8 protein-coding genes are annotated in these 10,680 nt (G+C 55.4%); 4 read left to right on the forward strand and 4 right to left on the reverse strand.

Features of this window, described 5'->3' with window-relative positions; all coding sequences use genetic code 11:
* The 4 genes from ABYV89_RS10430 to ABYV89_RS10445 all read right to left on the reverse strand — a co-directional run.
* Nucleotides 1–287: SPFH domain-containing protein (locus ABYV89_RS10430; RefSeq protein WP_432822893.1), on the reverse strand; the 287-nt coding region annotated here is incomplete at its 3' end.
* Entirely contained in the window at nt 287–1,309 is a 1,023-nt protein-coding gene (gene hflK, locus ABYV89_RS10435; RefSeq protein ID WP_432822894.1) for an FtsH protease activity modulator HflK, read from the reverse strand. The genes hflK and ABYV89_RS10430, both read right to left, overlap by 1 nt.
* A 126-nt stretch (nt 1,310–1,435) precedes the next feature.
* Nucleotides 1,436–2,701 carry a DEAD/DEAH box helicase gene (locus ABYV89_RS10440; protein WP_432822895.1) on the reverse strand — a complete coding sequence of 422 codons (1,266 nt, stop codon included), beginning with the start codon at nt 2,699–2,701 and terminating at the stop codon, nt 1,436–1,438.
* A 510-nt stretch (nt 2,702–3,211) separates the two neighbouring features.
* Entirely contained in the window at nt 3,212–3,457 is a 246-nt protein-coding gene (locus ABYV89_RS10445; RefSeq protein WP_432822896.1) for a hypothetical protein, read from the reverse strand.
* Nucleotides 3,458–4,263: 806 nt separating this feature from the next.
* On the opposite strand from ABYV89_RS10445, the gene ABYV89_RS10450 reads away from it, so the two are divergent.
* From ABYV89_RS10450 to ABYV89_RS10465, 4 genes are all read left to right on the forward strand, one after another.
* The gene (locus tag ABYV89_RS10450; RefSeq protein WP_432822897.1) at nt 4,264–6,411 is read left to right on the forward strand and encodes a type I secretion system permease/ATPase; all 2,148 of its coding nucleotides are present in this window, start codon (nt 4,264–4,266) and stop codon (nt 6,409–6,411) included.
* Nucleotides 6,398–7,825, forward strand: coding sequence for an HlyD family type I secretion periplasmic adaptor subunit (locus ABYV89_RS10455; protein WP_432822898.1), 1,428 nt, complete (start codon nt 6,398–6,400; stop codon nt 7,823–7,825). The genes ABYV89_RS10450 and ABYV89_RS10455 overlap by 14 nt, the downstream gene beginning before the upstream one ends.
* Nucleotides 7,826–7,855: 30 nt before the next feature.
* Entirely contained in the window at nt 7,856–8,404 is a 549-nt protein-coding gene (locus tag ABYV89_RS10460) for a hypothetical protein (protein ID WP_432822899.1), read from the forward strand.
* A gap of 13 nt (nt 8,405–8,417) precedes the next feature.
* The coding region (locus ABYV89_RS10465) for a calcium-binding protein (RefSeq protein ID WP_432822900.1) at nt 8,418–10,680 on the forward strand (2,263 nt) is incomplete at its 3' end.

Genomic DNA, 10,680 nt, shown 5'->3' on the forward strand with positions numbered 1-10,680 from the left:
AGGGGGTCAATGATGCGCCAGCGGGCGGTGGTGTCGACCCAGATGAATTTCTTGTCCTTGGTCGGAATCTGGTTGGGATCGCCGTCCCATTTCAGGATCCGTTTTTCAAAACGGTTGACGTTCTGCACAAAGGGGATCTTCAGGTGCAGGCCGGGGCCGACCACATCGCCTACCGGCTTGCCGAACTGGGTGATGATCGCCTGCTCCGCTTCGTTAACCACGAAGAGGCTGGCCATGCCGATAACAATCAGGGCCGCTATGACCACAAAGAAAACGGGTGCTTTCATTATTTTGCCCCTCCTTCCAACGACTTGCGCAGTGGCAGCAGCGGCAGCAGGCCCCCGCTTTTTTCGTCCATGACGTAGATCTCATCCAGGCGGGGCAGAACTTCTTCGAGGGTTTCCAGGTGGATCCTGCGCCGGGTGACGTTCGGGGCCTTGCGGTATTCGGTCAGCAGGGCCTGAAACCGGTTGGTCTCGCCTCGCGCCTTGTTGATGCGCTCAACCGCGTAGCCTTCGGCTTCCTGCAGCGCCTGCTTCGCCTCACCGCGGGCGCGCGGCACTTCGCGGTTGAACTGCTCGCGGGCCTGAAAGATCAGGCTTTCCTTCTGCTGTTCCGACTCATTGACCTCGTTGAAGGCCGCCTTGACCGGATCGGGCGGGGTCACGTCCTGGAACTTGACGGTGACGATACGCACACCGATGTCGTAGTTGTTAAGCGTTGCCTGCAGGTTCTGCTCGATCTGTCCGGCCAGCAGGGCACGCTCGGTGGTGAGGACCTCGGTGACGTTGGCGTTGCCGATCGCCTTGCGCACCATCGCCTCGGCGATGTCGCGCACCGTTCCGACCGGATCCTTGATGCGAAAAATGAATTTGAACGGGTCGGCGATCTGGAACTGTACGATCCATTCGACGTCGCTGACGTTGAGATCGCCGGTCAGGGTAAGCGACTCCTCCTCCAGCCCTTTCTTGGTGTAGGTCGTGCGCACGTCGGGGGTTACCGTGCGAAAGCCGAACTCCTCTTTCATGACCCGGCCGGTCGGAACCAGGTAGACCCGCTCGATACCGAAGGGGAGTTTGAAGTGCAGTCCCGGCTCGGCGTAGCTCGAAAACTCGCCGAAACGCAGCACCACCCCGGTCTCCTCGGTGTCGACCTCGTACATGCTGCTGTAACCGCCGACAATGATCAAAAAGACCACGATCAGCAGCGGCAAAACGCCCTTTTGCGGGCCGAGCTTGTTCTTGAGATGATTCTTGATCTCGATGACCTTCTTTTCAAGCTCATCGGGTCCATTTCCCCAGTCCTGCATAGAGCCTCCCTGTAAGGTTGTGATTGCAAGTGAGTATAAGGCTAAAGTTGAAGCTTATCAGGTTATTGCACCAATCCAAAGCCTACCGTCGGGTTCTGGAAATGATTCGCATCTTTCGACGCGTACTCAGCGCGATCTCTGCCGGGGCTTGCCGCCGCCGGCGGTTTTTCTGCCGGGGGACGACGGCTTTGCCTTGTTGCCCTGCGGCTTGGCCCGTTGCGGGGTCCGCATCGGACGCCGTGCGGGTTCGGCGGGGCGCTCGGGGGCCGGTACGTTGTAGTCGAAGCCATCCACGCGACGGCGCTCAAGCTGGGTACCGAGGACCCGTTCGATGGTCCGCACCATCACTCCGTCCTCATCGGTGATCATGGTAAAGGCATCGCCGCTGCGGGCGGCGCGGCCGGTACGGCCGATGCGGTGGATATAGGCCTCAGGTGTGTCGGGGATGTCGAAATTGACCACGTGCGAGATCTGCGACACGTCGATGCCGCGGGCGGCGATGTCGGTCGCCACCAGGATCTGGTAGCTGCCGTCGCGAAAGCCGTCCAGGGCCGACTGGCGCCGTGACTGGGAGAGGTTGCCCTGCAGCGAAGCCGCCCGGTAACCGCTCTTTTCCAGCTTCTCGCCGAGCCGCTTGGCCCGGTGCTTGGTGCGGGTGAAGACCAGCACCGATTCGGTATCGGTGTGCTCGAGCAGCTTCAGCAGCAGGTCGGTCTTGAGGTGCTGGGGGACCGGGTAGAGGGCATGGCTGACCGTTACGGCCGGGGCGACGGTGTCGATTTGCACCGTCTCCGGGTTGCTGAGAACTTCTTCGGCCAGGTGCCGGATCTCCTTCGGCATGGTCGCCGAAAAGAGCAGGGTCTGGCGCTTGACCGGCAGGCATTTGATGATTCGGCGGATGTCCGGCAGAAAGCCCATGTCGAACATGCGGTCGGCCTCGTCGAGCACCAGCACGTCGACCTGGCTCAGGTCGATGGTCGACTGCTTGATATGGTCGAGCAGGCGCCCCGGGCAGGCGACGACGATCTCGGCCCCTTTTTTGAGCTTGGTGACCTGCGGGTTGATGCCGACCCCGCCGTAGATGGTGACGCTGCGCAGGCCGCTCTGCTGGCCCAGCTGGCTGAGCGAGACGTGGATCTGCTCGGCCAGTTCGCGGGTGGGGGCGACGATCAGGGCGCGCACGCAGCCGCGCTTGCCGTTCATCAACTGGTGCAGGATCGGCAGGCCGAAGGCCGCGGTTTTGCCGGTGCCGGTCTGCGCCAGTCCCATGACATCGCGGTGTTTCATGATTTTGGGGATCGCCTGCGCCTGGATCGGGGTCGGCTGGGTAAAACCGGCGGCAGCGATGCCGGCGGCGATCTTCGGGTGGAGATTGAAACTGTTGAAATCCATATATTCCTTATCTGGTAAGCCGGTCCGATTGGGATGATTTTGACTGTAACAAGAGAATTCGACGTTTACGGACAGGCTGCAATAAAAAAGCTCCAGAAAATTCCGGAGCCTTGAAGAACGTCTTTTCAATTCTGGAACAGCGGTGTTCTGTTGTTGTCCGCGCAAGTATTAGGAGGTCGGCAACAATAATCGTGATCATATCAGGTCGAGGGAGGAAAAGTCAAGACTGTCGAGGTGGGATTGTACCCCCCCCCCTGAAAGCGTACTTTGAAATGGTGTGAGGATTTTCAGCTTCGAGTCGCGCTTTACCAGTCGGATAATGCAATGAGTCCGGGGACAGCAAATTCGAGGGCTCTGGGACAACCAAGGAAAAGCGAGCTTGCTGACGTTTGTTTGAAAAGCGCGATTGCTTCAAGCTCATTGCGGAGGGGGGGCGAAACCACCTGAAGTTGAGGGGGAGGCCGTTCTTGGCTAAGGCAGTCAAGAACGGCCTGTTTGGGAATTCGAAATTTATTGCTTGCCGATCAGAGCGTATTCATCTTTGTCCAGCATATTGTCTTTGTTGGCGTCGGCAGCTTCGAATATAGCCGTCAGCATTTCTGCGTCTTGAGCCTCTTCTTTGCTGACCTGGCTGTCTTTATTGACATCCATTTTTTCGAAGGTCGGTAATGGTGTTTCCGTGGATGCCAAGGCGATACCGGAAAGCATCAAAGCAGAAGCAACACACAAACTGATGTTACGCAGCATCTTTTTCATTTTTGATCTCCTTTGTTAAGTTTGGCCTGCTTATTCTCGTAAGGTCTTCGTTGATGCATTCGCAAAAAGTCTTGCGATGGCTAAGCAAAAATTTCGACCGACAAGGCCTGGTGTTTTTTCGGGGGCGAAGGCCTACATCAGGTAGGTCGAGGTCCTGAAAAAACACCGTAACGCCGTAGGGCGGACTTTTTGCGACGCCATCTTCGTTGTCTTGCTTGAAATGTGTAGATAGCACTGCCTGTGCCAATTTGTGTTTTTCATGCAAATTCAATGCGTTGGTCTTTCTGCGCTGTTAACATTTGGTAAATAAGGCGTCAGAACCCTCGAATCTGTCCCCAAAAACCGACCCTGAATCCCGGGACGAAAGCTAAGTTGCAGATATTACGTATTTATAAAGCGTCGCCAAGTGGTGACGTTTTAATGTGTTGTTTTTTAGTGTTTGCTTTTTTTGGCAAAGACGTGAGGGAGGTCCGGCATATTTGGGGAAGGGGATTTATCTACAGAAAGCCCTTTGGTTAGGGTGCCGCAAGAATACCCACGTAACCTGCCTTTGCCTCTATAGGCTGATTCAACACAATGAACCGGAAACCAAATTATGGCCTCAACAGGTTGGGTAATCAAAAAGGCAAAATTTAGGGGATCCAAATTTTTAATTGACAGCATGCAGCGTTCTAGCTTAATGTTTATTTGCCTTGCTTAATGTGCGCAGTTTTTTAATTCGAGGGAACTGCCATATCCGTTTTGGGGCCTGCCGCCATACCCAACCGGCGTTTAATTTCCCTCACTTACCCCCCCCACACAAATAAATGAATAACGATTTCACTCCTGCCCAAGGAGTTGATTCCGGTCTGGCTTGCCTTGTGCTGCTGGCCCGGTTTTTCGAGCTGCCGGCTGATAGCGATCAGTTGCGCCACGAGTTTGGCCAGTCCGGGCAAACCTTCGGCGTCACCGAAATTCTGCGTGCCGCCAAACAGCTTGGGTTGAAAGCCGGGACGACTAGAACCACCTGGGCGAAGCTGACCAGCATGCCGCTCCCAGCCGTGGCAACCTTCGGCGATGACAGGTTCGTCGTACTGGCAAAGATTGACGGTAACCGCGCGTTGTTGCACGACCCCGCGCAAGATCGACCGATCATCCTCACTCGAGAAGAGTTCGAGAAAAACTGGAGCGGCGGACTGATTCTGTTCACGCGCCGGGCCGGGCAACGTCAGGAGGATCGTCGCTTCGATTTCTCCTGGTTCATCCCCGCCATCGTCAAATACCGAAAATTTCTTGGAGAGGTATTGCTCGCCTCTTTCTTCATCCAACTCTTCGCTCTCCTCACCCCCTTGTTTTTCCAGGTCGTGGTCGACAAGGTGCTGGTACACAAGGGGATGACCACCTTGCAGGTGCTGGGCATCGGCATGATCGCCTTAGCTCTGTTCGAGGTGATTCTCTCGGGGTTGCGCACCTACCTTTTTAGCCACACTTCCTGCCGCATTGACGTGGGACTCGGCGCCCAGATGTTTCGCCATCTGCTGCGCCTGCCCCTGAGCTATTTCGAAGCTCGCCGGGTCGGCGACTCAATTGCCCGGGTACGCGAGCTGGAGAACATCCGCAATTTCCTTACCAGTTCCAGCGTCACCGTGGTCATCGATCTCTTTTTCACCGTCGTGTTTATCGCCGTGATGTTCTACTACAGTCCGCTCCTCACTTGGATTGTGCTGGGTTCGCTCCCCTGCTACATCTTGCTCTCACTGTTGATCACTCCCCGCATCCGCTCCCGGCTCAATGAAAAATTTAACCGGGGCGCCGAAAACCAAGCATTTCTGGTTGAAGCCGTCTCCGGCATAGAGACGCTCAAGGCGATGGCGGTGGAACCGGCGATGCAACGACGCTGGGAAGAACAGTTGGCCGGCTACATCCGTGCCGGGTTTCGTTCCGGCCATCTCAACAACATTGCCGGCCAGATCGCCGGCCTGGTCAACAAACTTACCACTATTGCCATCATCTGGGCCGGCGCTTATCTGGTCATGGGCGCCCGACTCACCATCGGTCAACTGGTCGCTTTCAATATGCTGGCGGGCCGGGTCAGTGGCCCGGTCCTGCGCCTGGTTCAGCTCTGGCAGGAATTCCAACAAGCCGGCATTTCAGTACAGCGAATCGGCGACATTCTCAACACCCGCCCGGAACCCGCCTTCAACCCCAACCGGGCGACCCTGCCGACCATCGCCGGTCAAGTCATTTTCGACCAGGTCGGTTTCCGCTACCGACCAGACACCCCCGAGGTCCTGCGAAAACTCTCCCTTGAAGTGGCGCCGGGACAGACCATCGGTCTGGTTGGGCGCTCAGGCTCGGGAAAGAGCACCATCACCAAGCTCATCCAACGCCTGTATGTTCCTGAAAGCGGCCGCGTCCTCATAGACGGCGTCGATCTGGCACAAATTGATCCGACCTGGCTGCGCCGTCAGATCGGGGTGGTGCTCCAGGAAAATTTTCTTTTCAACCGTTCCGTTCGTGAAAATATCGCCCTGGCCGACCCCGCTATTCCCATGGAGCGGGTGATTCAGGCGGCCAAGCTCGCCGGCGCCCACGATTTCATCCTCGAAATGCCGGAAAGCTACGACACCCTGGTTGGCGAGCACGGCTGCTCATTGTCTGGCGGTCAACGTCAGCGTATCGCCATCGCCCGCGCCCTGGTCACAAATCCGCGCATTCTGATTTTCGACGAAGCGACCAGCGCCCTCGATTACGAGTCGGAACACATTATCCAAAAAAACATGGCGCGGATCAGCAAGGGGCGGACCGTCATCATCATTGCCCACCGCCTCTCCACCGTGCGCGCCACCGATCGAATTTTCGTCATCGACAAGGGACAGATTGTCGAAAGTGGTGCGTATCAAGAACTTTTACACCAGGGGGGCGCCTTTGCCCAGCTCCACCGCCACCAGGAGGGGATTCATGCCGTCGCCTGACCGCCGGTTCGGCATCCCCGGTTGGATGCGGACGATTCTCCACCACTTCACAGTATTTCGCGCCGCTTGGCGCGAGGATCGAAAAGCCGAAGCGCCGCTGCTGCCACAAGGCCGGGAGGTCGAATTCTTGCCGGCCGTCCTTGAAATTCAGCACGCGCCACCCTCGCCCATCGGACGAGCCGTGGTCTGGACCATTGTTTTGCTCTTCATCGCGGGCGTAGTCTGGGCCGGCGTCGGCAAGATCGACATCGTCGCCGTCGCCAGGGGGCGCATCGTTCCCGGCGGATACACCAAAACCATCCAGCCATTAGAGAGCGGGATTGTCACGGTGATCCACGTCCAAAACGGGCAACCGGTAAAAAAAGGCGATGTCCTGATCGAGCTTGACCCGACGGTCAGCGGGGCCGACCGCGAACGGATTGAAAACGATTACCGATCAGCCCAGGTGGATCTCGCCCGGCTCAAGGCTCTCATGCTGGGGCGGGAAGACCTGAAATCACCCAACGGGGTTGATCCCACCTATGTCGCCCTGCAACAACGGCTGTTGCGAGACCAGCTCCGTGAATTCAACGCACGCATCGCAGCAGCCGAACGGGTTGTGGCGCAACGGCGATCAGCCATCAAAGGCATCGAAGCCGACCTGAGTCGCCTGGAGCAAATCCTTCCCATCATCACCCACCGTGCTGAGTCTTTTCGTGAACTGTATGCCCAGGGGCATGGCTCACGCCTTGAAGCGGACGAAACGGAGCGGGAGCGCATCGAACGGGTGCAAGAGCTGGCCGCCGGCATGCAGCGACTGGCTCAGGAAGAATCCGCCCTGGTTGAGGCCCAAAAGACTCAGGAAGTTATCGTGGCTGAATTTCACAAAAACACCCAGGCCCAACTGGCTGATCTCGAAACCCGAACCCAGGCCATGGGTCAGGAACTGGTCAAAGCGAAGCACGCCGACCAGCGCCAACGCCTGACGGCCCCGGTAGATGGTACGGTTCAGCAGTTGGCTGTGCATACCATTGGCGGCATCGTCACCCCAGCCCAGCCGCTCATGGTGATCGTTCCGGATGAAGATCGACTGGAAGTTGAGGCCTGGGTCGGAAACCAGGATATCGGTTTCGTCGACGCCGAACAGAAGGCAGAAATCAAGGTCGATGCTTTTCCATTTACCCGCTACGGCATTATTGACGGGGAAATCGTCTCTCTTTCCAAGGATTCCATTCTTATCGAGGAGGTGGGCTATGTCTACGCGGCGCGGGTGAAAATGGCCAAGACGAACATGCAAGTTGAACACGGCCGGACCGTTAATCTTTCTCCCGGGATGGATGTTGCGGTGGAGATCAAAACGGGGGAGCGAAGGTTAATTGAGTTTTTGTTGAGCCCGGTGCTTAAGGCGGTTGGGGAGAGTGGTAGGGAGCGGTGAGTAGAAATGTCTCTTATTTATGAGGGTGAAATGACGAAAAAGGTAGAGAATCATCCATTGTTTACAATAAGTCCGTCATTGGGGCTTTATTTGATTTTTATGATTTTAATATTTTTGCTTATTTTACCTTTTTTTGTTTTTTATGTGACATTGCCAGTATTGACAACTGGTTTATACGAAGCTGTATGGCCTGTCAATAATCAAATTGTTGAAGAAAAAATGCATTTATTTTACATATCCTTTGTTTTTTATATTTGTTTGCCAACTCTTATTCCGCAATTTAGAGTTGGGACATACTCATTTTATGATGAAAGAATGGAAATAAAAAGTTTTTTAACAAGAAAGAATTATGTTATCAAATATGATAATGCCCATGTTTTGATTTACTCTAACAGAAGAATAGTTATCTCAGAGAATCACGTTCCTGGATGGTTTGACAATCCAATTAAACACATAATAAATGAATATTTTGTTGGATTTATCATGATCTTATTTCCATTTTATTATGAAGATAGTTCAAATCTTAAAACCGCAATAGAGTTGCTTAAACAGAAATCGGCGAGTTTTTCTATAAAATGAAAAAGGAGGAATAATGTCTGAAGCTACTAATACTGCCAGTTTGATGGTTGATGGTGCAACTTTTATTAATGGCGCGACTAAATCAGCGGCTGGACTTGTGATTGAGAACGCAATAAAGTCAGGGGAGGTTGTCACTGGCATAAAGGTTCTTTCTGCCACGGCTGCTGTTGGTGGATTGGCGCTGGGGATCGTTGCAGATTTGACAATTAATGATGAGTCTGTGCCTCAGGCTATAGTTTCTCAAGTCGGGGCAGCAATTGCAGGTGGTACTGCTATTGCGATTGTTTCGTTGCTTAGCGGTGGAAACATTTTGCTGGGTGTAGCTGCTGGCTCTGCGGCTGCTTACTACACAAACAATGCTATCGATGGCTATTTTGAGTCGCCAGACGCAGTGGATGGCGCTGGTTCTTTGGGGACACTTTATCCAGACCCTGAAACTGCTGCCGCTGCCATTGGTCGTGCCGCTGGTGCCGGCAGTGACGGCGCCACTCTCGCACCACCCCCTCCCCGCCGCGACCCCCTGGTTCTCGACCTCGACGGCGACGGACTGGAATTCACCAGTTTGGCCGACAGTCAGGCCATGTTCGATCTGACCGGCGACCAGTTCGCCACACGCACGGCTTGGCTCAAGGGAGACGACGGCTTTCTGGTGTTGGACAAGAACGCCGACGGATTCATCAACGACATCAATGAACTCTTTGGCAGCGCCACCGAAGGCGGGTTTTCCGAGCTTAGCGCTTTCGACTCCAACGCCGACGGCCGGATTGACGCTGGGGATACTGTCTTCGCCGACCTCAAAGTCTGGCAGGATTTCAACGGTGACGGCGTCAGCCAGGCTGAGGAACTCCATTCCCTCACCGATCTCAACATCCAAAGCATTAGCCTGGCGAGCACCGCCTTGGCCAATCCCGTCACCGACGCACATCTGGTGTCGGAAGGCTCCTTTACTCGTACCGACGGCACCACCGGGCAGGTAGGCGAAGTTCTGTTCGCGACTGATCCCACTCTTTCCAGTTTTGTCGGCCAAGTAGAAATTTGTGAAGACATCGCGACACTGCCTGACATCAAAGGCTATGGTCATATGACCGATCTGCATATCGCCATGGCTCTCGATCCGGCGCTGCAAGAGACGGTGGCTCAGGCCGTCGCCAACCTCAACAATCAGGATTTTATCGCCGCCTTCGAGCAGGTGCTTTACCAGTGGGCCGGCGTGAACGACATCACACTGACCGAAATCGACCCGAACGCCCTACTGACCGCCAACAATGGCGCCGTCACCTTTGCCCGTGCCGGGGTCACCCTGACCCTTGAGCAACTCGGTGTCATCCAAGCCTACTCGGGCCTTGACGTGCTGCGCATCGGCGATGGCCAATGGACTTCTGGTGGTGTGACTCAGACAAGCGGAGCGTTATATCAAAAGGCGTGGGACAGCCTGTACCGTAATCTTCTTGTCAAATTCGCCGTCGCCAGTGGCTACTTGGACGACATGCTACCGGGGCTCGGTTATGATCCCACCACCGACCTGCTCAGCGTCGGTTTGGATACGACTGCCAGCGCTGTTTCGATCCATGGCGTGCCCCTCCTGCAACTCTTCAACGCCACCGATCCGAATACTATTACCAAAGGACTCCTTACCGAACTGACCTTGCAGGAAATCGACTCGACGACCCGCCAATCGTTCAAAGAACTTTTCGGCAGCTTCATCGGTATCGGCTTCGCAGGAGATTTTGCCAATCTCTACGACAACCCCCTATTCAAAATGCTCGGCATCGCCACAACCGGCTCAGCCGCAACTGACACTATGAACGGCACTACTGGAGACGACATTCTGATTTCCCTCGGTGCCAACGACACCCTGCACGGAAATGGCGGCAACGATGTTGTGGATGGAGGAGAAGGCGACGACCAGATTTACGGCGACGACGGGGACGATACCCTGCTCGGTCAAGCGGGCATGGATACTCTATATGGTGGGAATGGGAATGATTCGCTGTATGGGGGCGAAGGCGACGACAAGCTGTACGGCGGCAACGATCAGGATACCCTTGATGGTGGCGTAGGAAACGATGTGCTTGACGGCAACTCCGGGAACGACCAACTTTTCGGTGGTGAGGGGGACGACAAGCTCTATGGCAGCGAGGGCAACGATCTGTTGGATGGCGGAGTGGGTAACGACTACCTGGAGGGCGGTATCGGCAACGATCGTTACCTGTTCGGTATCGGCAGCGGACAGGATACGTTGAGGGATTACGACAGCACGGCGGGCAATACGGATA

This window comes from Trichloromonas sp., assembly GCF_041583255.1.
Lineage (GTDB): Bacteria > Desulfobacterota > Desulfuromonadia > Desulfuromonadales > Trichloromonadaceae > Trichloromonas.

What these genes read in the sequence shown, in the direction of transcription:
- hflK (WP_432822894.1), bottom strand. Translation starts at nt 1,309, where the DNA reads ATGCAGGACTGGGGAAATGGACCCGATGAGCTTGAAAAGAAGGTCATC.
- ABYV89_RS10440 (WP_432822895.1), bottom strand. Translation starts at nt 2,701, where the DNA reads ATGGATTTCAACAGTTTCAATCTCCACCCGAAGATCGCCGCCGGCATC.
- ABYV89_RS10445 (WP_432822896.1), bottom strand. Translation starts at nt 3,457, where the DNA reads ATGAAAAAGATGCTGCGTAACATCAGTTTGTGTGTTGCTTCTGCTTTG.
- ABYV89_RS10450 (WP_432822897.1), top strand. Translation starts at nt 4,264, where the DNA reads ATGAATAACGATTTCACTCCTGCCCAAGGAGTTGATTCCGGTCTGGCT.
- ABYV89_RS10455 (WP_432822898.1), top strand. Translation starts at nt 6,398, where the DNA reads ATGCCGTCGCCTGACCGCCGGTTCGGCATCCCCGGTTGGATGCGGACG.
- ABYV89_RS10460 (WP_432822899.1), top strand. Translation starts at nt 7,856, where the DNA reads ATGACGAAAAAGGTAGAGAATCATCCATTGTTTACAATAAGTCCGTCA.